A 20,684-nucleotide genomic window follows, 5' to 3' on the forward strand; every position below is an offset into this window, starting at 1 on the left:
CTCTAGCTTTCGCTCCCAATAATTTGCCCCTGAGAGCGAAGCTCCAAAAACCTCTCCAAGTACAATGTAAGCCAAGTCAAAAACCAAAAAAACTGAATATAGAATTAAACGAATGTCTGGAGAAGAGGGCATCTGCCTCCGCCTCACAAAAAAGCTTTGTGGGAAGCCTTACGGTGGAAGCGTCTTTTGTAATGAGCCTTTTTTTGCTATCCATATGTCTGCTGTTTTACTTTTTTCACCTGATGGAGTTTCAGATACAGCTGCAGTTTGCTCTGGAAGAGACGGCGAGAGCAGAAGCCATTAGTCAGACCAGTTCTTTTCTGGGAGAGAGAAGCTTCTGGGGCCGGATAGAAAAGGAAGTTACAAAGACAGGAAAAGGTCTGAGAATCAATTCGGACAGCCTGAAGGTGGTATACAATGCGGAAGGTGTCTTTCCGTCAGAGGAGGACATTCTGGATGTTTTTGTCTGTTACCAGGCGGGGCCGGAGCTTTTGCTGTTTGGCCCGCTGAAAGGGTCTTATGTGCAGAGGTGCAGGAGAAGGCGATGGACTGGTCAGGCGTCTGTAGGGCAGGACAGTACGAAAGAAGGGGAAACGGAAGAATACGTTTATATTACGCAAAATGGAGCAGTTTATCACAGAAAACGAGAGTGTACATATTTGAAACTCTCAATCAGAGCAGCGGACGGGAACTCTGTGAGCGGCCTCAGAAATGAGGAAGGAAGTAAATACCGGCCGTGCGAAAGATGTATGAAAAACGTTTTGATGCCGGGAACGGTGTATATCACAGATACCGGGGATCGATATCACAGGACAAGAAACTGCAGCGGACTGAACCGCTGGATTATGAAGGTTCCGCTGTCACAGGTGGGAGGAAAAGGACCTTGCAGCCGGTGTGGGGCAGATACCTCCAAATTAGAAAACAACAAAAATTATGTGAAGAATGGAGGCGGGCAGAACCATGTTTCTTGTTGTCTTTTTGGGAGCGTGTACTTATTGGGACTGCCGTTATCGAAAAATACCAATCTTGCTGCTGACAGCGGGAATTGCTCTGGGTACGGGAATCTGGATGACTCGGGAGGGGTTCGGATGGGAAGTTTTGCTGAATGTGATTCCGGGAATTCTTCTGAGCCTGACGGCATGGCTGCTTCCAGGCCAGATCGGCATGGGGGATGGATGGATGATAGCGGCAGCAGGGGCGGCATATGGATGGAAAGAAGGTATATTGCTTTTGGAAGGCGGGCTGCTTTTTATGTTCCCAGCAGCTTTTTTCTTCGTGATGATCAAAAGGAAAAAGGACCGTACACTGCCCTTTGCTCCGTTCATGTTGGGAGGGTACCTATGTCAAATGCTGTTTTTCTAAGGACGGAGTGAGTAAATGAACGGTGGTAAATGGCTGATCAGCCGGAAGATAGAAGGGGGATATACGGTGGAGGCGGCATTTTTGCTCCCTTTGGGGTTTGCGCTGATACTCCTGGTGGTATCCTATAGTTTTATTTTCCGTGATAAGGTTACGATATGCGCCGGAGTGCACGAGGCGGCGGAACGGGAGGCATTTCAAAAGACAGGAAACAATCAGAAAGAAACAAAGTATCTGGAAACCCTGTCGTGTCCGGATATTCCAATCCAGATCAGTAGAGGAGAGACGATGGTCACGGTTAAATGCGGCGGAAAAAGCCAGTTTTTGTCACGGCTCATCCAATCCCTTTTCTTTCTCAGAGAGCCGTATCTCGAGAAACGGGAGGAAATCGGATTGCTATATGGGGAACAGGTAATCAGAGACATGAACTTTTAAAAGAGGTGGAAATGAGTGGAAGTGTTTTACAAAAGGGAACATGGCCATAATTATATTATGTTTCAGGCGGAATCAGAACAGGCAGGAACTGCAGCGGTATCCTGCGGAGGTGAGAAACGAGAGCATTGGGATTCTCAAATTGAGATGGTCAGGAGAAATAGAATTCCTGGTTTGGCACAGCTGAGTATGCGATGGGAAGACAACAAGGTGTATTATGGGTACGATATTACAGGAATGCAGCCTGTCTCCAGGGTGATGGATATCCGGGATCTCTCAGGAGATGAAATAAAAGAATTTCTGCAGCAGCTGGCAGATGTGATCTTAAGGCTGGAACAATTCCTGCTCGACCGGGATGACCTCGTTTTGGAACCAGAATATATTTATATGCGGCTGGAAGGGCCGCGGTATTATTTCTTTATTTGTCCGGGACAAGAAGGAGAGTATGGAGAACATATGAAGCGGTTGTCCCAATATCTGCTGGAAAAGGCAGATGGTGAGGACGCAGAGTCAGCAGGGCTGGTTTTCCGGTTGTATCGTTTGTGCGCCTCGGGAGAAGCAGAACCGGAAACACTGACAGCTTGTCTGAATGAGGGGAGACTCAGACATCAGGGGGAAAATACCGAGGAAAGAGAAGGATATGGCCGGCGGGAGGATACAGAGAGAGGAGAAGCGGAATGGGAAGAGCAGATTGATGATATGGGGTCAGGAGAAAAGGAGGATAAAAAAAGATACCCTGCGGGTATCAGAGGCATTTTACACAAAATCTTCCGGCGGACTCCGGATGGGCTGGAGACTATGTGGGATGAACTGGAACCGAATAATAGGCGATTTTCAAACGGAACCGGAGGAGAGCGGACACAAGGCTTTACGGAAGAACGCCCCACGGAGGTATTATATGTGGAGGAAGATTCAATGCTGTCACCGACCCTGTGCTGTCAGGAAAGTCAGGAGGTGGTCTCGCTGACACATTTTCCGTTTTTGGTAGGGACACAGGAGAACTGGGCTCATTATAATCCTGGATTTCATGGCGTCAGCCGGCTGCATCTAAAGCTGGAGAAGAAAAACGGAATGTACTGGATAATGGATCTGAATTCTACAAATGGAACGAAATTGAACGGCAGTCCGCTTTTACCCAATGAAGAAAAGCAGATACGCCATGGTGACCATATCTGGATCGCAGGGCTTACATATGAATTCATGGAGTTTGACAGAAAAGAAAAATCATGTTAATGTGACCTCAGGAAAAGAGGGAGAACTATGAATCATACAGATATTTCCAGACAGAGGAGACTTCCATATGCCACGATCACGATAGCTGCAGCCAATGTGATATATTTTTTTTATCTTCTGTTTATCGGGGCATTGGGAACGACGTCCGGGATGGTGGACAAGGGAGCGCTGCTTGTGGTGAAGGGAACTTATATCGGAGGCTGGAGCCAGTTGTTCACATCTATGTTTATGCACTTTGATATTCAGCATATCGGCGGGAATCTGCTGATCATGGTGATTATTGGGGCGATGTTGGAAGAAAGGCTGGGAAGAGTCCGGTTTTTGTTCTCCTATTTTGTCAGCGGCCTGGCCGGAAATGCCGCTACGATTCTTTGGTACTGCATGCTGGGGAAGACAGTTGTGTCAGCCGGAGCGTCCGGCGCGGTCTTCGGTCTGGTCGGGACCTTGTTCTGTCTGATCTTCCGGAACCGGGGATCTGTTCCCGGTTTCAGCAGGAGCCGTATGCTGATTATGATTTTTCTGATTATTTACAGCGGATACAATAGCGCAGGAATCAACACAGTTGCCCATGTTGCCGGTTTTCTGGCAGGGACGCTCTGCGGCCTGTTATTTAACAGCATTTGGAAGGCTTGGCAGGAGGATCGTAAAGACGGACCCTTTGCCGGGGCATGAGCTTATACAAAGCCTGCCGCCATGAGACTCCACGATGTTTCGAGCTATGGGCAGGCCGAGACCAGTCCCGTTGGCCTTATCAGTGAAAAAAGGCTGAAAGATGGCTTCTTGCTGCTTTGCGGAAAGTCCCACGCCGGTATCCTTTACTTCAATGACGGTAGTTTCTGTGCCGAGGAGCCGGGTTTCATCTTCGGTAGCTTCCCGCAGACAAAGAGAGACCGTCCCTTCGTGTCCCAAAGCCTCCAGTCCGTTTTTAATGAGGTTGGTGATAGCCTGATACAGCTTGGCTGTATCGGCATATAGGATTGAATGAGTTTTCGGACATGATAAAATCAACCGCCTATGGATTCCGTCAAACCATGTTTGGCAATTATGGTAGACATCTCGCAAAAAGGCGGTCAGATCACATAGCCGGCGGTGAGGTACAAGTGCTTTAAGGGATTTAAATGATGATAGATCTTGTAGAAACGCCTGCATATGGGACAGGTCGGAATGTATACTGCTCCAATACCGCGTGGAGGCGACATCGGGATAATCTTGTTCCATGAGCTGTACGGAGCCGACCAACAGGGTAAGCGAATTTCGTAATTCGTGGGAAATAGCGGAGAGAGATGCCTGTGTATCTTCCTCTAACTCTATTAACTTTTGATTCAGCCGACGATTTTCAGCCTTCAGATTATTATTTTCTCTGATCAGCTGTTCCATGCTGCCGGCTGGAGGCCGATATAAGTCTTCTTTTTCATCATTCATAGTGTCACATCCTAATTTGGTAATTAAACAGAATTTTTCCAGTATAAACCATGTTATCAGTTTGAGAGTAACATTACCCGAAAAATAAGGCAAACAAATTCGTTCGACAAAAAAAGACAAGACAATAGAAACATCTTGCTAAAAAAACTAGGTGATTGTAGACTATATATATAGGAAATTACCAGATATAAAGAAATAGGAGCGATGTCAATGAAAGACGAAAATTGTGTTTTTTGCAAGATTGCTAATGGAGAGATTTTTACGGCGACTCTGTACGAGGACGATTTGTTCCGCGTGATACTGGATCTGGGACCGGCATCCAGAGGACATGCGCTGATCCTGCCGAAAAATCATTTTGCGGATGTCTGTGCACTGGATCAGGAGACATCTTCCAAGGTGCTGGCCCTGGCTGCGAAGATAGGGACTGCCATGAAGAAAAGCCTAAACTGCGCTGGCTTTAATTTAGTTCAGAATAATGGCCAGGCCGCCGGCCAGACTGTATTCCATTTCCATCTTCACATTATACCCCGCTATGAAGGCGGCCCCCGTATGGTCAGCTGGGAACCTCAGAGCCCTTCTCAGGAAGAACTGGCCCAATTGGCGGAGTGTATTAAAAAGGAATTGTGAGAACGAAAAGAAAAAGGCGGGCATTTGGCCCGCCTTACAGCAGCTCGTCAGCTGCGGATTTTATTTGAGACATATTTCATTCATCATAGCTGTGATGGTGCCGATGGCATCAGCTGTTTTGCTGGTATTCATCGAATTTATGTAATCCTGTCTGTTGGCATATACTTTTTCTATCAGCGCCTTCAGCGCGTCATCCGTTAAATCCTCTTCCAGAAGAACCTCACTAAAGCCTTGTTTCCGGAAAGACTCTGCGTTCAGCAGCTGATCCCCGCGGCTGGCAGCTGCCGACAGCGGTATTAAGATATTCGGCTTTCGGAGCGCCAGAATCTCGCAGATTGCGTTGGCGCCAGCGCGCGAGATCATAAGGTCAGATAAAGCAAACAGATCTTTCAGCTGAGAGCTGATATATTCATACTGCACATAGCCCTCCAGAGAATCCAGAGATTTATCCAGGTTTCCTTTTCCACAGAGATGAATGACCTGATAGGACTTTAAAAGCTCAGGAAGGATATTCCGGACGGCCGAATTGACCTTTACGGATCCCAGGCTTCCGCCGATTACCAGTATCACCGGTTTTTTGGAAGACAATCCGGTAAACTTGAGGCCGGAAAGGGGAGAACCGTTTAAAAGCTCTTTCCGGATAGGGGAACCGGTGAGGACAGCTTTTTCCCCAGGCAAGTATTTGAGCGTTTCAGGGAAATTGCAGCAGACCTTCCTGGCAGACGGTATGCACAGCTTATTTGCCAGCCCCGGCGTCATGTCGGATTCATGGATGATGACGGGGATATGGCGCCCCTTTGCGGCTAATACTACCGGCACCGCTACAAAACCGCCTTTAGAAAAGATGACGTCAGGTTTTTCACGTTTTAGTATTTTTTTTGCCTGAAAATACCCCTTTAATATGCGGAAAGGGTCCGAAAAGTTCTTGAAGCTGAAGTAACGGCGCAGCTTTCCGGAGGAGATACCATCATAAGGGATTCCGGCCTTTTCGATCAGTTCTTTTTCGATGCCGTTGTAAGAACCGATATACCGTATTTCATAGCCCTGTTCCTTTAAGGCAGGAATCAGAGCCAGGTTAGGTGTAACATGTCCGGCAGTTCCTCCGCCGGTTAATATGATTTTTTTCATGGTGAACTGCTCCTGAACATTAATGAGTTGCTTTATATTCTTTCAAAGCTTTAGCCAGCTGGTCAGGACATGAAGTTCCGCGTCCGCCGCAGTCAATGCCGTCGATTTTTTGTATGGCTTCATCCACATCCATACCGGCTATCAGCCGCGCTACGCCTTGGGTATTTCCGGCGCAGCCTCCGATGAACTGGACAGTTTTGATCGTGTTTCCCTCAATCTCAAATCTGATTTCACGGCTGCATACGCCGTGGGTCTTATAACTTGTCATGATCATATTACCTCCTTTTACGCAAGTATAGCACAAAATAAGAAAATTGTACCAGGTTTTTCATTTCGAAGGAAAGTGCACCCTGTAAGGGGAGCTTGAAATGGTCTTGCCTACTTTGTTCTTGCCACGATTTCCGGCGGAAGGTATAATGAAACAAGAACAGGCAATAGGAGGGACAGTCATATGATTGGAATTATCGGCGCAATGGAGGAAGAAGTAAATCAGCTGAAGGCAGCGATGGAAGAAGTTTCGGTGGAGACAAAGGCCTCCATGGATTTTTGCAGGGGCAGACTCAGCGGAAAAGATATTGTAGTGGTGCGGAGCGGGATCGGAAAAGTAAATGCCGGCATCTGCACTCAGATTCTGGCAGATCTTTATTCCGTGAATGCGGTTATCAATACCGGAATAGCAGGTTCTCTTCACGCACAGATTGATATCGGGGATATTGTCCTGTCCACGGATGTGCTTCAGCATGATGTGGATGCGGTGGCTTTTGGATATCCGGTGGGGCAGATACCCAGAATGGAGTCTCTATCTTTTCAGGCGGACAGGCATCTGGCAGACTGTGCGGAGAAATGCTGCCAGAGGGTGAACCCGGACATCAAGACCTTTAAGGGGCGTGTGCTGAGCGGGGACCAGTTTGTGGCTGACAAGGAAAAAAAAGAGTGGCTTATAAAGACATTCGGCGGGCTTTGCACAGAAATGGAGGGCGCGGCCATCGGACAAGCTTCTTATCTGAACGGGATTCCCTTTTTGATCGTGAGGGCGATCTCCGATAAAGCGGATGACAGTGCATCCATGGATTACCCCGCGTTTGAAGCAAAAGCGATTTCCCACACGGTAGCTCTCGTAAAAGATATGGTGGGCCATCTTGAACTGGTTTGAGTAAATAGTTAATATTCCTCATGGAAATTCCTGTCGGAAAAAAACGAACGATTTTCCTTCTCATCCAAACTTTTTGTGGTATACAATGTGTGTAATCTCCGGAGGTTGCGCGCGGATACACCGGAGCATGTTTGAACAATTCGGACAGAGTCCGGAAAAGAAAGGGGAATCACTATGTTGTTACAGTTTTTAGAAACAGGAAAGGTGCTTTATATTATGCTGGCATTCAGCATTTTAGGCGTACTCAGTAAATTCCTGGTAAACGGAAGATACCGAAAGCTGATAAAGCAGTCGGAGAACATGGGAACAGCCAAGGATAAGTATTTGAAACAATGGAAAGTCAAATTTGAAAATACATATCGGTCAAGCAGCGGAGTCAATAATATTCCTGTCTATGTGGAAAGAAATATGGGACAGTATAAGTTTATGGGAGTACGTCTGAACCGGCTGGAGCGTTTAAACCGTCTGGCGGCCGCTTTCCTTTGCCTGGGAGGCATGGTGGCCTCCTTTATGACCTATTGGTACGCGGGAGTGACCAAGACCGTAGTATTATATGTGTTTTCCGGCTTCGCATTGGGCGGCGCCATGATATTATGGGAAACGTTGTGCAATACTCCTGGGAAATACTCTCAGCTTTTGCTCTGTATTCGTGATTATTTTGAGAACACGCTGGTCAAGCGGCTGGAATCGGGACAGCCGGCTGAGCTTTCGCCGGCCATGGAAGGAGCAGGGGCATCCGGAGGACCGGGAGGAGTGATGGAAGCGGCCGTATCAGGCGACGCTTCATTTAGTGAGAATCCAGGTGTTTTAGATGGACAGGCTGCCGATCTGCTGAGAAAAAGCGAAGAAGCGGCGGGAAGAGAACAGGATGCGGCATTTCTGAAAAAGCGTTTGGAGCGGATTGCGTCAGGCCGCCATGGCGGCGGCCACGCGAGGAAGCTTACGGATGAAGAAGAGCACCTGATCGAGGATATTATCCAAGAATATTTGTATGAATAGCATAAAAATCCGTTCGGACCTTGCGGAAAGACCGTGAATTTTGTATAATTGTTACAAATACCTCAGGACCTGAGGACAATACAAAAAGGAGAAAAAATATGCAGGTAACGTTTGATTACAGTAAGACAGCTTCCTTTATTTCCGAAGAAGAAATCGTCAATATGAAAAAGCTGGCGCTGGATGCGAAGGAAGTGCTGGTGTCCAGGACAGGGGCTGGGAACGACTTTTTGGGATGGATTGACCTGCCGGTAGATTATGATAAAGAAGAATTCAAAAGAATTCAAAAAGCAGCGGCTAAGATTCAATCGGATTCCGACGTACTCCTTGTCATCGGTATTGGCGGTTCTTACCTGGGAGCGAGGGCGGCCATAGAGTTCCTGAGAAATAATTTTTATAATTGCATGTCAAAGGAGGACAGGAAAACTCCTGAGATTTATTTTGTGGGAAACAACATCAGCACCTCATATATGAAGGATCTGATTCACCTGCTGAATGGAAAAGATTTCTCCATAAATGTAATTTCCAAATCAGGAACGACTACGGAGCCGGCGATCGCCTTCCGTATTTTAAAAAAGCTGCTGACTGATAAATACGGTGCGGAAGAAGCCGGAAAGAGGATTTATGCGACCACGGATAAAGCGCGGGGCGCACTTAAAACTCTGGCGGATAAAGAAGGTTATGAAACCTTTGTGGTTCCGGACGATGTGGGCGGACGTTTTTCCGTCCTGACAGCAGTAGGCCTGCTTCCCATCGCGGTTAGCGGAGCAGATATTGAAAAATTGATGGCAGGCGCTGCATCAGGAAGAAAACGTGCTTTGGAGAACGGTTTTGAGACGAATGACGCTCTTCAATATGCGGCAGTTCGGAACATCCTTCTGAGAAAAGGGAAGGGGATTGAGATTACAGCGAATTATGAACCCAGCCTCCACTATCTGGCTGAGTGGTGGAAGCAGTTATATGGAGAGAGTGAGGGCAAGGATCAGCGGGGGATTTTCCCGGCGGCTGTGGACCTGACGGCGGATCTTCACTCCATGGGCCAGTTTATTCAGGACGGTTCCAGGAATCTGATGGAGACCGTAATTTCGGTAGAAGAACCGTGCGGAGAGATTCTGATCGAAGCAGAGGCAGAAGATTTGGATGGTCTTAACTATTTGGCAGGAAAGTCCATGGATTTTGTAAACAAAAATGCCATGAATGGCACGATGCTTGCACATACGGACGGCCAGGTGCCGAATATGAAAATATGTGTGCCGAAGCAGGATGAATTCTGCCTTGGAGAGTTGTTTTATTTTTATGAGTTTGCCTGCGGTGTCAGCGGATACATACTGGGTGTAAATCCTTTCAATCAGCCGGGTGTTGAGAGCTACAAGAAAAATATGTTTGCTCTTCTTGGAAAGCCGGGCTATGAGGAACAGAGGGAAACCCTTCTTGCCAGGCTATGATTCGCGGGAACGGTAAGGCGGCCGATGAGTGACCGTCTGCGGACAGCGGTTCTGATATGTGGAAAATCATAAACGTTTGATGCGTAATGGTATATAGATATATGAATTAAAAACTGCCCCGGCCTTTGAGATGAAAAAGGCTCCGGGGCAGTTCTTGATTGGCCGGCCGCAGCCGGAATGGTTTGTCTTGCTTAATCTTCTTCAATTACCTGAATCTCCAAAAAATCGAAGTTAATATGTTCAATGAAACTGTCCTGTGTGAAACGGCATTTTGAGTGGACTCGGAATTCTTCCACTGTGGCGTCCAGCCAGATTGGGACGCTTAGATCAAAGGCCATGCAGATTTCCTCCAGACTTTTGAAAACTTTGCGGGTCCGGTTTAATTCCGTGTCATCGTTGCAGATGACAATGTCCTTTATCAGATGATTATTCTGGAATTCTTTTCCCCAGAGGCGAAACATAGGAAGCCCTCCTTAATAATATACAGATGGTTCACCACCTCAAGCTCAGTATATCATCGATTTTGGGCACGGGCAACCACTACCGGGCTTTTTGCCATATAAAAATACTTGCGGGAGGGGATAAAGTAGTGTAAACTAAAACATGGAAGCAAGTCATACATAGGAGGATAACCATGGCACGGGAAATAAAGGATAATGTGGGCTTTCTTCAGGAAGCGAAAGCAGCGCTTGCTGAACTGGAGGCGGAGAAAGCGAAGAGCAGCCGTCTGCAGTCGGAAGAAAAACGGTTAACACGCTCCCTGGCCACAGAAAAGAAAGCGGTTGAAGAAGAGATTGAATCTACCGTCACTAAACGGAAAGAGGAGATCACCTTAAGTTATGACAGAGAGATCAGCAAGACACAGGACAAGTTAAAAAAAGCCAGAGGAAACAGAGAAAGGGCGAAGGATCAGGGGGTAAAGGCGCGTATCGATAATGAGACGGCGCAGCTTCGGGAAGAAAACAGGCAGCTGAAGCTCCAGAACGCAACTACCTTCCATCAGAACAGGATTCCGTCTTTTTGCAATACCAAATTTTATTACTCCTTGTATTTTACCAAGGGATTTTCGGAAATCTTGATCTTGCTTTTGACTTTTGTGATCGGTTTTCTGGTACTGCCCTGCGGTATTTACTGGGCGGTGCCCGGCCATCAGCCGTGGCTTTTGATCGTGATTTATATCGTTGTCATCGTTGTCCTCTGCGGCACATATATTGCATTGAACAACAGGACTAAGGTCAATCATCTGGAGATCATGAAGGATGCGAGAAAAAACCGCGATATGATCGATGCCAATAAACGGAAGATACGGGTTATTGTCAAGGCGATTGAAAAGGATAAGAATGATTCGGTCTACAATTTGGGCAAGTATGACAGGGAAATTTCAGGAATTGAAAACGAACTGGCAGATATAGCAAAACGGAAGCAGGAAGCCCTGGGCATTTTTGAGAATGAAACAAAACAGGAGCTGGAACAGGAGATTCTTGAAAACAACAGGGAAAAATTGGAGACGATGGCCAGACAGCTTCAGCAGGTAAATGCGGCCAATAAGGAAATGAGCAGCAGCGTCCAGCAGAAGACCATTGAATTCACGGACGAATATGGTCCGTATATCGGCCAGGAGTTCATGCACCAGGATAAGCTGGATAAGCTGATAGACATTTTGAATCAGGGATTGGCTTCCAGCATTACGGAGGCTCAGCAGATTTATAAAAATGTGAAATAGAAAAGAGTCCGGCAGACCGGACTCTTTGTTTTAGGATAGAAGAAATTCTCTGGAAGGAGCATAGATGCAGAAAAGCAGGAAAACGGCGGAAATGCCGGTTATATTGATATTGACATTTCTTATATGTGGACTTTTGCTTACCGAAAAACGTGTTTTTGCGTCGCCGCAGGGGCAGACTTTCAATACGGACAGAACTGAGGATACAGACGGCGGGGAGGGAGAAGGCTCAGAGACAGAAATACACGGTCTGCAGATTGCGCCTTATCAGGAAATGCTCGTAGGACCGCAGGAAATAGACGATGCGTCAGGGGAGGATGAGGCTTCGGGGATTCATGGAACGGCCGACCTGGAAGCGCTTTACGCGTTTATCCAGAACAAGGAGGAGGTTTGGAAGGAAGAACAGGCCCAGATGCTGGAAAAATCCGGAGTGCCGAGGGAGAAGCAGTATTTTGTGTATGGAAAGGGCTTTCAGGATGCGTCCAGACAAGTGCTGGCTATGACGGCTGTCTGCCGAAATTATACATTTTATAATCGGATTCTTTGCCAATGGTATGCGGATAATCTATGGAATGAGACTTATTCATACCGAATTGCCGGAATTCAATTTCAGAAGTCCGCAGTAGAATTTCTTCTTCCATCGGCAGGGGCAGCGGCGGATTGGCTGGGGGCCGGGGGCATAAGCCTGTCAAACGTATTTGAGGGGACGGGGGCAGCTTTGGATTCTCAGTATAAGGTAGTGGTGATCCTGGAAAATAAGCCGAGGGATGAAATTTATAACACGGATTCTTTTACATTTCCGATACCGTCAGAGTGGGATGGATGGACGGAAGAGAACCGGGCAGAATGCGAAGAACTTATGAAAATGAGTGAACAGGAGTTCAACGATACCATCTTAAAGCGGCAGGAAGAGAGCCTCTTGGATTCGCCGGTTCCTTTTTACAAGCAGGGGTCCATTGAGTGGGGAAGCCAGGCTTTCGGAGGGGGCACCATAGCCAGCGACGCCTGCTGTCCTACGGCGATCGCCATGGTATTGTCGTATTTTAAAGATGAGCGCATCACTCCGGCCGAAGTCGCGGCCAGATATGATAACGATGGATACCGGAATATTGAGCAGGGCTCCTATGGCGGAAAGATGTGTATGGCGGCAGGCGTTGACTATGGACTTCGCGTCGAGGCGGGGACAGCGTCACTGTCCGCGGATAAAATACGCCGGTCGCTGGAATCCGGAGCAAAGATTGTCATGTCCATGACACCGGAAGGGGAAGGAGGCCGTTATGCAACGGTCTACCACTATGTGACTTTAGCAGGACTGACAGAGAACGGACAGGTGATAGTCAATAATCCCGGAATCAGCACTGACATTACATATGACGATATGCAGACCATTCTGAACAATCAATCAGGCAGAGGATACGGGATATTCTGGAAATCCTGATACGGTTTTCGCGGAGGCTCAGTCAATGCCCCGGAGGTTCACATTTGGAATCAGAGGTTCTACCACAGAGGCAAAATCAAGAAGCTCCTCTTTGGAGCAGCTGTGGAATCCAGGACACAGCACATGTTCCGAATCCTGATAATTCTGCAGATAATAAGCAGAGCAGCCCTGCAGCCAACGGCTGATTTCCTCAAAGTCTTTTGGGGAGTGAAGCTCCTGAACTACGGTGGTGCGGAATTCATAAGGCAGACAGCCCTGCATCAGATAAGTGACGCTTTTCTGAATACGGGAAAAATCAAGATGGGGAAATCCAGATACAATGGGATAACGGGACGGACAGGATTTGATATCCATGGCGATGTAATCAATAAGCCCTTGTTCGCAGAGGGAAATCATAACATCCGGCTGGTATCCGTTGGTGTCCAGTTTGACCAGGAGCCCCAGGTCTTTGACAGATGACAGAAATTCAGGCAGTTCCGGCTGCAGGGTGGGCTCGCCGCCGGTTACGCAGACTCCTTCCAGGATGCCGGCGCGCTTTTTTAAGACGGACAAGACCTCAGCGTCTGTCATTGCCTGGGGCGAGGTATCGGATGTAAGAAGTTCACTGTTGTGGCAGAAGGGGCAGCGGAAACTGCAGCCGTTAAAAAATATTGTAGCGGCCAGATGGCCGGGATAATCCAGCAAGGTAGTCTTTTGGAAACCGGAAATGATCATAGTCATGCCTCCTGATCGTTTTGCAAAAATATTCTAATTGTTATTGTAGCTGATTTCCGGGGAGATCACAACCCCGGACCGGAGGCGGATAAAATTCATACAGAAGGGAGTATGAACCATGGCTGACCAGGAGTACTATATGAAAGAAGCCATTAAGCAGGCCAAAAAAGCCTTTTCCATAGGAGAGGTCCCCATCGGATGCGTGATAGTCAAGGAAGACAAGATTATCGCGCGGGGATATAACAGGAGAACTGCCGATAAAAATACGTTGGCGCATGCAGAACTTCAGGCCATCAAAAAAGCCAGCAAAAAACTGGGGGACTGGAGGCTGGAAGGATGCACGATGTATGTGACACTGGAGCCGTGTCAGATGTGCTCGGGGGCGCTGGTGCAGGCTCGGATGAGCGAGGTAGTCATAGGGTGTATGAACCCCAAGGCCGGCTGCGCCGGTTCCATTTTGAATCTGTTGGAAATGCCGGAGTTTAACCATCAGGTTAAAGTGACCAGAGGAGTCATGGAGGAGGAATGCTCGAAGCTTCTGAAGGATTTTTTTAAAGGACTGCGAAGCCGCCTGAAGGAAGAAAAGAAGGAAAAAGCGGCGGGTAAGCTTTAAAGGAGAAAGCGTTTGCCTTACGCGGTCAGAGAAGCTGATCGTCATCGTTTGGTATGTATTCTACGATATCGCCGACAGAGCAGTTGAATATTCTGCAGAAGTCATTGATGGTCACAGTGGAAAGCGGCAGACCTTTTCTCATGCGGCTGAGGGTATTGGAAGAAATTCCATGTTTGTTTATTAAAGAATAGGTGGATTCAGTGGAGGCCTCCAGGGTTTGCCAAAATGGTGTATATACAATCATGGTCCGCACACTCCTTCATTTGATGATAGAATATGAGTGATTGATTGACTATAGTCAATATATAAGCTATAATATTGAAAGATGTTGTCAAATTCTCGAGAGGATGTACAGGGATGAAAGAGATACAAAGGATCTCCATTACAGATGCTGTTGTAGAGAACGTGAAAGAGTTAATTGAATCCGGTGAATATGAACCCGGACAAAAACTCCCCACGGAAGCCAGTCTCTGTCAGATGATGGGCGTGAGCCGGACAAGTGTGAGAGAGGCTTTTCGCGTGCTGCAGGCGTTGGGATATGTGGTGATCAAGCCTGGGCTCGGTGCATTTGCAGCAGAGAAAAGGAAAGACGGCGGCAGGGATAAACAATGGTATGAGGCGGATAATGCGGAGTTTTCGGACTTTAAGGAGGTACGTTATGCCGTTGAGACCTTGGGCGTCCGCCTGGCTGTTGAACGCGTGTCGGCAGAACAAATTAAAGAGCTGGCTGAAATTCAGGAATCCTTCGCCGCGGCAAATGAGACTCATGATATGGCAAAGCTGATCATGCTGGACGAGCTTTTCCATACGAAGATTATATCTTATACAAAAAATCCACTTTTGATCGCGATTAATAAACAGCTGACGGAACGCCTGCGCTCTTACCGGGGAGAATCTTTTGCAGACAATGAGGTATATGGCAATGCGGTAGCTCTTCACGAAGCGATTCTTTCCTGCTTTAAGAAACGGGATGCGGAACAGGCTGTGGCAGAGATGAAACGACATTTGGACATTACCTATGAAGATTTACAGTATCTGCGGGAAAAATAATAGGAACAGCAAAAGAGCTTTTTCATTTTTATGAAAAAGCTCTTTTTAAATAAGTTATCAGAAAGCGGATATTTAAGAAAAAGCCTTTTCGATTTGACGTTTTTCTTCCTCTGACAGATGAGTGATCGGACTCCGGCAGAAGCCCGGTTCACGGCCCATGAGCTTTAAGGCATATTTTAACCGGATAGGAAACTGATTTCCGGTTATGGCCTGCCAGCGGTAATACAGCTGATTTTGGATATCCAGCGCCCGGGCCTTATTGCCGTTCTGGGAACACTCCCACATCTCTACACACAGCTTAGGAAATACTGCGAGGATTGCGGAGATGGCGCCGTCTGCCCCCAGATCATAGCAGGTGTAAAGCATATCGTCGGTTGCGGCATAAACCTTGGCTTTGCTGCCGCACATCATTTTCATGGCATACAGGGCAGAAACGCCTCCTACACTCTGCTTTATGCCGCGGACATATTCTGTGTTCTCAATCAGCCGTTTAAAAAGCTGAGGAGTGACCGTATTCTGCGGGACCACATTATAAATGATAATGGGCATTTGGCACTCTTTGGAAATGGTGCTGTAAAAATCAAACATACCCTCCTCGTCCGGTACAAGAACGTTGTATGCAGTGGGGGTTACCATTAAGGCGTCTGCTCCGGCGTCCTTGGCGGCAAGGCCGGCTTTTACGGCATCTCTTGTGCAGGTTCGCATGATTCCGCAGACGATCGGCTGATCTTCTTTTACATGATCTTTTGCGATGGTGATAAGAGTTTTCAGCTCCTCGTCCCCTAAAGTAGGCCCTTCGCCTGTACTTCCGCTGACGCTCAGACCATGGACGCCGGAGTCGACCGCCAGCTTCATCTCTTTCGCAATCAATGCTTCAGCGATATTTCCCTTTTCATCAAAGGGGGTAATGATCGGAGGGATAATACCCTCTAATTTTTTTGCGTACATGTTGCTCCCTCCTTGTCAATATTATATGACATCATACAATCATACAAACACAATATCACGGTTCATCAGCAATGTCAAGAGAGGATTTTAGCTTCGTATGTTTTTTATGGATTCGTTTCATATCGGAGTCCGTTATTTCCAGATGCTTCTGCATTTCCAGCACAGCATTTTCCGGATCCTTTCTGTAAAAACACTGTAGGATCCGTCCGTGAGGCTGTACGGCGTTGTTATATACTTGATCGCTGGTAAAGGATTCGCCGCGGTAGACGCGGAAACAGTTTAAAAGCTGTTTATTGATATTGATTAAAAGCGGATTCTTTGTATAGGACATGATCTTTGTATGAAAGAGCTCATCCAGCATGATCAGCTTTGCCATGTCATGGGTTTTGTTTGCGTTTAAAAAAGACTGATGGATTTCCGCCAAGTCCGCCACCTCTTTTGGAGTAGCACGTTTTACAGAGAGGCGCACGGCCAGAGGCTCGATGGCGAAGCGTACTTCCATAAAGTCGGAAAATTTGGCGTCCTCGGTATCGTACCAGTTACTGCCGGACTTCAGGGGGAGCTCCTGCTGAGAGACAAAGGTACCTTTACCAGGTTTAATGGTCACAAAGCCAAGTGCCTGCAGAACGCGGAGCGCTTCCCGGATACTGGTGCGGCTGACGCCCAGCATTTGGCAGAAGCTGGCTTCTGTAGGGAGCTTTTGGCCGGGAATATATTTTCCGCTGGTGATCAGTTCCTTAATGCTTTCAGCGGCCATATCAGTAATGGATATTTTCTGGATTTCTTTCATGCACACACTCCTATGAATTATTATATGACATCATATGATATTATGGGACATTATAAAAGAAAATTAAATGATTGTAAAGGCGTTTACAAAATCTTTGCTCAAAAAAATGCTTGACAAAAAGATAAAAGCCATTTAAGATACGATATACGACATCATACAATATACCAAACCAATTTAATGTATAATTTTATGAAAGAAAGGAACGAAAAGAAATGAACAGCGTAGTTAAAAAGTATGGAAGGATTTTACTTCCGCTCATTACTCCCTATGATGAGAATGAAGAAATCGATTATGGAAAATATGCAGAGCTGATCGATTATGTGATCGAGAAGGACGTTTGTGATTCCTTGATCGTGACCGGAACGACAGGCGAAGCTTCTCTGCTGACCTTTGACGAACGCGTGAAGCTGTTCGAGACCGCAGTGAAAGCGGCGGCGGGCAGAAAGCCCGTTATTGCCGGGACTGGCTGTGCCTCCACAAAGGAGACCATCGCCCTCACGAAAAAAGCGGAGGAGCTTGGCATAGGGCTTTGCCTTATTGTATGCCCTTTCTACAATAAGCCCACACAGGAGGGAGTTTACGAACACTATAGGAGGATCGCTGAGAGTACAAAGGCCGATATTCTGTTATATAATATCCCGATTTTTGTCGGCATCAATCTGGAGCCTGCTACCGTTGGCCGTCTTGCAGCCATCGAGAATATTGTGGGCGTAAAGGATGAGGCGGGCGTAAATCCCACTCAGGTCACCGATTTTTTCCTTGCGACAAAGGATATCGATTCCGACTTTGCCATTTATAACGGAGACGATGTTATGCTGCTCCCTACGATCGTTCAGGGCGCCATGGGCATTGTGAGCGGCGGAGCTCATATTTACGGCCATGAGATCCGTGCGATCTTTGACGCCTTTGAAAATGGAGAGAACGAGAAGGCAAAGGAGCTCTTCATGCCCATGTATGAATTTTGCAAGAGCACAGGACAGAACGGAAGAATCTTGCCCAATTCCATTCTTCGTCCGGCCATCGAGGCGGTAACAGGCGTGAAGCTGGGGCCGGCGAGAGGGCCCCTGGCTCCCGCGATCAAGGCGGAGATGGATGTCACCCTTTCTATTTTGAAAAAACAGGGAAAGCTGTAATTTACAATTAATACATACAAAATGATCGTATGTCGCCGCAGCCAGAATCCTAGGATGAATGGCTTGCGGCGGCTTTCTTTATTTTGGGTAAAATGTCCTGTAACCTGTATATTTGAGAGGCCTAAATGTACAAAATGTTGGAATCAAGATTGACAAAGACAGACAAAGCTGATAATATTGTACTATGTCATATGTCATACAAAATAACAACGATTAAAAAGGAGGAAGAAACAATGAAGAAAATGTGCGCGCTTCTGCTGGCGGCTGCTATGACGATCGGTATGTTGGCCGGCTGCGGCAAAAAAGAGGAAAAGCCTGCGGATGCAAAGGAAACGGGAACCCAGAGCGGAGAGACGAAAGCCGCTTCGGAAGATAATTCCCAGGTACCCGATGAAATCACCATTGGCTTTGTGGCGAGCATGTCCGGTGAGAATGCACAGGCAGGCCAGTACAAAAAGGATGCCTGGGCGGTGATCCAGAAAGAGCTTGAGGCAACAGACGGCTGTATCACCATCATGGGCAAACAGGTCAAAGTGAATGTTGAGTTTGTGGATACGGATTCCAAGGCCGATGTGACTGCCAATGCTTACTCCAAGTGTATCAATGACCTGAATGCGGTGGCAATTGTCGGTCCTGATGAGAGTTCCCTGACTCTGGCGGGGGCGCCTCTGGCACAGGAAGCGGGAATTCCGGTCATCTCCACCTTTGCGACCAATGAAAAGGTCACTCAGATCGGCGACTATATTTTCCGCGCTTGTTACATAGACCCTTTCCAGGGCCAGGTGGCGGCGACCTATGCTTATAATGAGCTGGGCGCAAAAACGGCAGCCGTTCTCTACTCCAATGCGGACGCTTATGCAACGGGCCTGATGGAATCCTTTAAGGAGAATTTTGAAGCTCTTGGCGGCGAGGTAGTGGCAGTGGAAACCTATGCCGGCTCAGATGTCAAAGATTTCAATGCACAGCTTTCGAATATTAACGCAAAGACGCCCGATCTCTTATGGCTGCCCAATCAGGCCAGCGAGATCCCGCTTCAGATTCAACAGGCGGATGCCATGGGGATCACCGCCACCATGATGGGGCCCGATTCCTGGGATGTTACAACAGTTCCCGAGACGGCCGGTGCGGAGGCTCTGGAAGGCTCCTACTATATCTCCTGCTTCAGCGCGGAAAGCGATAACGAGGTGGCGCAGGCTTGGGTGAAGGAATTTGAAGAGGTAAACGGATATAAGCCTGCGGCGCATGCAACCCTGGCGTATGAAGCTTTGAAGATTGTCATCAACGGTCTGGAAAATCTCACTTCCTACAGCGAGGAAGAGCTTCGTGACAATATCGCTGCCACAGACCTCAATCTTCCCTCTGGAAAAGTTACCTTTGACGAGGGAGGCAACCCCAACAAGGCGGCAGTCATCATGAAGTATGAAGACGGCGTCGGACACTATGTGACAAGCGTTCAGCCGTAGGGGAAGGCTTTATCATACAAAACGGAAGGATTCCTGTTGATTAGGTTAGGCGCCGGCATTTGTGCCGGCACCTAACTTAAAAAATGTCTAAGTCTATTAGGGGTGATGTTTATGGGCCATGTGTTTCAGCTTTTAATTTACGGCTTGCAGCTGGGCAGCTTGTACGCGCTGCTGGCGATGGGCTACACACTAGTTTTTGGTATCATCAGAATGATCAATCTGGCACATGCGGATTTGATGATGCTCGGCGCTTTTGCGGCATATTTCCTGTTTCAATGGTTCGGCGGCTCCGGCAGTATGGCCGTACTTGTTCCGCTGATCATGATCGCAACGCTGCTTTTCGGCGCGGGGGTAGGTTTTGTAATAGAACGCTTCGCATATAAACCCCTGCGGGGCAGAACGACTGTGGCTTCTCTGGTGGCGGCGATCGGCGTTCAGCTTTTTATTGAGAATTTAATGCGCTGCCTGCCCGGAGTCGGAGCGCTGCCGAAAAATTTTCCGACTCTGCTGCCTAAGGTAAATGTAAATATAGGGGGATATCAGATTTCATCGGTTCAGATCATTGTGATCGCGATTGCGGCGCTGCTGCTTCTGTTTATGCAGCGTCTGTGCTACCATTCGGATTTTGGGAAACAGATGCAGGCGGTATCTGTGGACAAAGACGCTTCTTCGCTTATGGGGATCAACGTAAACCGGGTCATTTCCATTACGTTTTCTCTTGGAGCGGCTTTGGCGGCTATCTGTGGTATTTTGTACGGGAGCCTGTACCCGACCATCTATGTGTATATGGCAGGTACGATTGGAAATAAAGCGTTTATTTCAGCTGTTATCGGAGGAATCGGCAACATTAAGGGAGCCATGCTGGGAGGCTTGATCATCGGTATTATGGAGGTGTTTTTACAGTCCTTTGCGGCAAGTATTTCTTACGGCTTGTGTTTTGTTATCCTGATCCTGGTTCTTCTCTACAAACCGACAGGCTTGCTGGGCGGCAAGGCAGCCAGAGAAAAGGTATAGGAGGAA

Annotated in this window: 23 protein-coding genes; 15 read left to right on the top strand and 8 right to left on the bottom strand. The window is 47.6% G+C overall.

The genetic code is table 11. From position 1 onward, the window contains the following. Window positions 1-173 precede the first annotated feature (173 nt). Genes H9Q78_RS14660 through H9Q78_RS08765 form a run of 4 tightly spaced genes read left to right on the top strand, consistent with a single transcriptional unit; the run spans window position 174 to window position 3,696 of the window. On the top strand, window positions 174-1,373 hold the full coding sequence (locus H9Q78_RS14660; RefSeq protein WP_249301050.1) for a hypothetical protein: 1,200 nt from the start codon (window positions 174-176) through the stop codon (window positions 1,371-1,373). Window positions 1,374-1,377: 4 nt separating this feature from the next. Beyond that, the gene (locus H9Q78_RS08755; protein ID WP_249301052.1) at window positions 1,378-1,794 is read left to right on the top strand and encodes a TadE/TadG family type IV pilus assembly protein; all 417 of its coding nucleotides are present in this window, start codon (window positions 1,378-1,380) and stop codon (window positions 1,792-1,794) included. A gap of 15 nt (window positions 1,795-1,809) precedes the next feature. Further along, the gene (locus H9Q78_RS08760; protein ID WP_249301054.1) at window positions 1,810-3,024 is read left to right on the top strand and encodes a DUF6382 domain-containing protein; all 1,215 of its coding nucleotides are present in this window, start codon (window positions 1,810-1,812) and stop codon (window positions 3,022-3,024) included. A gap of 27 nt (window positions 3,025-3,051) precedes the next feature. Next, complete coding sequence (locus tag H9Q78_RS08765) at window positions 3,052-3,696, top strand: rhomboid family intramembrane serine protease (protein WP_249301056.1); 645 nt, start codon at window positions 3,052-3,054, stop codon at window positions 3,694-3,696. On the opposite strand, the gene H9Q78_RS08770 is transcribed toward H9Q78_RS08765, so the two are convergent. Next, a complete protein-coding gene (locus H9Q78_RS08770) occupies window positions 3,631-4,446 on the bottom strand; it encodes a sensor histidine kinase (RefSeq protein WP_249301058.1) in 816 nt (271 codons plus the stop codon). The genes H9Q78_RS08765 and H9Q78_RS08770 overlap by 66 nt on opposite strands. 210 nt (window positions 4,447-4,656) lie before the next feature. On the opposite strand from H9Q78_RS08770, the gene H9Q78_RS08775 reads away from it, so the two are divergent. Then, a complete protein-coding gene (locus tag H9Q78_RS08775) occupies window positions 4,657-5,073 on the top strand; it encodes an HIT family protein (RefSeq protein ID WP_249301060.1) in 417 nt (138 codons plus the stop codon). A 60-nt stretch (window positions 5,074-5,133) separates the two neighbouring features. Here the strand turns inward: H9Q78_RS08775 and H9Q78_RS08780 are convergent, their stop codons facing one another. Both H9Q78_RS08780 and H9Q78_RS08785 read right to left on the bottom strand, forming a co-directional pair. Continuing rightward, window positions 5,134-6,201: an undecaprenyldiphospho-muramoylpentapeptide beta-N-acetylglucosaminyltransferase gene (locus tag H9Q78_RS08780; RefSeq protein ID WP_249301062.1), complete on the bottom strand. Its 1,068-nt coding sequence runs from the start codon at window positions 6,199-6,201 to the stop codon at window positions 5,134-5,136. A 19-nt stretch (window positions 6,202-6,220) separates the two neighbouring features. Then, window positions 6,221-6,469 (bottom strand): TIGR03905 family TSCPD domain-containing protein, encoded by a 249-nt coding sequence (locus tag H9Q78_RS08785; protein WP_249301064.1) that lies wholly within the window; start codon window positions 6,467-6,469, stop codon window positions 6,221-6,223. Between the two features lie 183 nt (window positions 6,470-6,652). Between H9Q78_RS08785 and H9Q78_RS08790 the strand changes: the two genes are divergently transcribed. The 3 genes from H9Q78_RS08790 to H9Q78_RS08800 all read left to right on the top strand — a co-directional run bounded on the left by H9Q78_RS08790 (window position 6,653) and on the right by H9Q78_RS08800 (window position 9,795). Then, window positions 6,653-7,354, top strand: coding sequence for a 5'-methylthioadenosine/adenosylhomocysteine nucleosidase (locus H9Q78_RS08790; RefSeq protein WP_249301066.1), 702 nt, complete (start codon window positions 6,653-6,655; stop codon window positions 7,352-7,354). A gap of 174 nt (window positions 7,355-7,528) precedes the next feature. Then, window positions 7,529-8,353, top strand: coding sequence for a hypothetical protein (locus H9Q78_RS08795; RefSeq protein ID WP_249301068.1), 825 nt, complete (start codon window positions 7,529-7,531; stop codon window positions 8,351-8,353). 98 nt (window positions 8,354-8,451) lie between these two features. Further along, window positions 8,452-9,795: a glucose-6-phosphate isomerase gene (locus tag H9Q78_RS08800; RefSeq protein ID WP_249301071.1), complete on the top strand. Its 1,344-nt coding sequence runs from the start codon at window positions 8,452-8,454 to the stop codon at window positions 9,793-9,795. A gap of 191 nt (window positions 9,796-9,986) precedes the next feature. On the opposite strand, the gene H9Q78_RS08805 is transcribed toward H9Q78_RS08800, so the two are convergent. Then, entirely contained in the window at window positions 9,987-10,256 is a 270-nt protein-coding gene (locus H9Q78_RS08805) for a hypothetical protein (RefSeq protein ID WP_249301073.1), read from the bottom strand. Between the two features lie 173 nt (window positions 10,257-10,429). Between H9Q78_RS08805 and H9Q78_RS08810 the strand changes: the two genes are divergently transcribed. Beyond that, entirely contained in the window at window positions 10,430-11,518 is a 1,089-nt protein-coding gene (locus H9Q78_RS08810; protein ID WP_249301074.1) for a hypothetical protein, read from the top strand. Window positions 11,519-11,582: 64 nt separating this feature from the next. Beyond that, window positions 11,583-12,953 (top strand): C39 family peptidase, encoded by a 1,371-nt coding sequence (locus H9Q78_RS08815; RefSeq protein WP_249301075.1) that lies wholly within the window; start codon window positions 11,583-11,585, stop codon window positions 12,951-12,953. Window positions 12,954-12,971: 18 nt separating this feature from the next. Here the strand turns inward: H9Q78_RS08815 and H9Q78_RS08820 are convergent, their stop codons facing one another. Further along, window positions 12,972-13,667, bottom strand: coding sequence for an anaerobic ribonucleoside-triphosphate reductase activating protein (locus H9Q78_RS08820; RefSeq protein WP_249301076.1), 696 nt, complete (start codon window positions 13,665-13,667; stop codon window positions 12,972-12,974). A gap of 118 nt (window positions 13,668-13,785) precedes the next feature. Here H9Q78_RS08820 and tadA point away from each other — a divergent pair, with 118 nt between their 5' ends. Beyond that, window positions 13,786-14,280: a tRNA adenosine(34) deaminase TadA gene (gene tadA / locus H9Q78_RS08825; RefSeq protein ID WP_249301077.1), complete on the top strand. Its 495-nt coding sequence runs from the start codon at window positions 13,786-13,788 to the stop codon at window positions 14,278-14,280. Between the two features lie 25 nt (window positions 14,281-14,305). On the opposite strand, the gene H9Q78_RS08830 is transcribed toward tadA, so the two are convergent. After that, window positions 14,306-14,524 (bottom strand): helix-turn-helix domain-containing protein, encoded by a 219-nt coding sequence (locus H9Q78_RS08830; protein ID WP_147597726.1) that lies wholly within the window; start codon window positions 14,522-14,524, stop codon window positions 14,306-14,308. A gap of 113 nt (window positions 14,525-14,637) precedes the next feature. On the opposite strand from H9Q78_RS08830, the gene H9Q78_RS08835 reads away from it, so the two are divergent. Next, entirely contained in the window at window positions 14,638-15,330 is a 693-nt protein-coding gene (locus H9Q78_RS08835; RefSeq protein WP_249301078.1) for a FadR/GntR family transcriptional regulator, read from the top strand. A 72-nt stretch (window positions 15,331-15,402) separates the two neighbouring features. Here H9Q78_RS08835 and H9Q78_RS08840 read toward each other — a convergent pair whose 3' ends face one another. Then, complete coding sequence (locus tag H9Q78_RS08840) at window positions 15,403-16,278, bottom strand: dihydrodipicolinate synthase family protein (protein WP_249301080.1); 876 nt, start codon at window positions 16,276-16,278, stop codon at window positions 15,403-15,405. A 55-nt stretch (window positions 16,279-16,333) separates the two neighbouring features. Further along, window positions 16,334-17,068: a FadR/GntR family transcriptional regulator gene (locus tag H9Q78_RS08845; RefSeq protein ID WP_249301082.1), complete on the bottom strand. Its 735-nt coding sequence runs from the start codon at window positions 17,066-17,068 to the stop codon at window positions 16,334-16,336. Window positions 17,069-17,280: 212 nt separating this feature from the next. Here H9Q78_RS08845 and dapA point away from each other — a divergent pair, with 212 nt between their 5' ends. From dapA to H9Q78_RS08860, 3 genes are all read left to right on the top strand, one after another. Next, window positions 17,281-18,201 (top strand): 4-hydroxy-tetrahydrodipicolinate synthase, encoded by a 921-nt coding sequence (gene dapA, locus H9Q78_RS08850; protein WP_249301084.1) that lies wholly within the window; start codon window positions 17,281-17,283, stop codon window positions 18,199-18,201. 233 nt (window positions 18,202-18,434) lie between these two features. Further along, window positions 18,435-19,664 (top strand): ABC transporter substrate-binding protein, encoded by a 1,230-nt coding sequence (locus H9Q78_RS08855; protein WP_249301086.1) that lies wholly within the window; start codon window positions 18,435-18,437, stop codon window positions 19,662-19,664. Between the two features lie 111 nt (window positions 19,665-19,775). Continuing rightward, the gene (locus H9Q78_RS08860; RefSeq protein WP_249301088.1) at window positions 19,776-20,678 is read left to right on the top strand and encodes a branched-chain amino acid ABC transporter permease; all 903 of its coding nucleotides are present in this window, start codon (window positions 19,776-19,778) and stop codon (window positions 20,676-20,678) included. Window positions 20,679-20,684: the final 6 nt, after the last annotated feature.

Origin of the sequence: Qiania dongpingensis (assembly GCF_014337195.1) — a bacterium.
Classification (GTDB): Bacteria; Bacillota; Clostridia; order Lachnospirales; family Lachnospiraceae; genus Lientehia; species Lientehia dongpingensis.

Bases quoted from the DNA above. Each gene is read 5' to 3' on its own strand.
- H9Q78_RS08755 (WP_249301052.1), top strand. From the start codon at position 1,378: ATGAACGGTGGTAAATGGCTGATCAGCCGGAAGATAGAAGGGGGATAT.
- H9Q78_RS08765 (WP_249301056.1), top strand. From the start codon at position 3,052: ATGAATCATACAGATATTTCCAGACAGAGGAGACTTCCATATGCCACG.
- H9Q78_RS08770 (WP_249301058.1), bottom strand. From the start codon at position 4,446: ATGAATGATGAAAAAGAAGACTTATATCGGCCTCCAGCCGGCAGCATG.
- H9Q78_RS08775 (WP_249301060.1), top strand. From the start codon at position 4,657: ATGAAAGACGAAAATTGTGTTTTTTGCAAGATTGCTAATGGAGAGATT.
- H9Q78_RS08780 (WP_249301062.1), bottom strand. From the start codon at position 6,201: ATGAAAAAAATCATATTAACCGGCGGAGGAACTGCCGGACATGTTACA.
- H9Q78_RS08785 (WP_249301064.1), bottom strand. From the start codon at position 6,469: ATGACAAGTTATAAGACCCACGGCGTATGCAGCCGTGAAATCAGATTT.
- H9Q78_RS08790 (WP_249301066.1), top strand. From the start codon at position 6,653: ATGATTGGAATTATCGGCGCAATGGAGGAAGAAGTAAATCAGCTGAAG.
- H9Q78_RS08795 (WP_249301068.1), top strand. From the start codon at position 7,529: ATGTTGTTACAGTTTTTAGAAACAGGAAAGGTGCTTTATATTATGCTG.
- H9Q78_RS08800 (WP_249301071.1), top strand. From the start codon at position 8,452: ATGCAGGTAACGTTTGATTACAGTAAGACAGCTTCCTTTATTTCCGAA.
- H9Q78_RS08805 (WP_249301073.1), bottom strand. From the start codon at position 10,256: ATGTTTCGCCTCTGGGGAAAAGAATTCCAGAATAATCATCTGATAAAG.
- H9Q78_RS08810 (WP_249301074.1), top strand. From the start codon at position 10,430: ATGGCACGGGAAATAAAGGATAATGTGGGCTTTCTTCAGGAAGCGAAA.
- H9Q78_RS08815 (WP_249301075.1), top strand. From the start codon at position 11,583: ATGCAGAAAAGCAGGAAAACGGCGGAAATGCCGGTTATATTGATATTG.
- H9Q78_RS08820 (WP_249301076.1), bottom strand. From the start codon at position 13,667: ATGATCATTTCCGGTTTCCAAAAGACTACCTTGCTGGATTATCCCGGC.
- tadA (WP_249301077.1), top strand. From the start codon at position 13,786: ATGGCTGACCAGGAGTACTATATGAAAGAAGCCATTAAGCAGGCCAAA.
- H9Q78_RS08830 (WP_147597726.1), bottom strand. From the start codon at position 14,524: ATGATTGTATATACACCATTTTGGCAAACCCTGGAGGCCTCCACTGAA.
- H9Q78_RS08835 (WP_249301078.1), top strand. From the start codon at position 14,638: ATGAAAGAGATACAAAGGATCTCCATTACAGATGCTGTTGTAGAGAAC.
- H9Q78_RS08840 (WP_249301080.1), bottom strand. From the start codon at position 16,278: ATGTACGCAAAAAAATTAGAGGGTATTATCCCTCCGATCATTACCCCC.
- H9Q78_RS08845 (WP_249301082.1), bottom strand. From the start codon at position 17,068: ATGAAAGAAATCCAGAAAATATCCATTACTGATATGGCCGCTGAAAGC.
- dapA (WP_249301084.1), top strand. From the start codon at position 17,281: ATGAACAGCGTAGTTAAAAAGTATGGAAGGATTTTACTTCCGCTCATT.
- H9Q78_RS08855 (WP_249301086.1), top strand. From the start codon at position 18,435: ATGAAGAAAATGTGCGCGCTTCTGCTGGCGGCTGCTATGACGATCGGT.
- H9Q78_RS08860 (WP_249301088.1), top strand. From the start codon at position 19,776: ATGGGCCATGTGTTTCAGCTTTTAATTTACGGCTTGCAGCTGGGCAGC.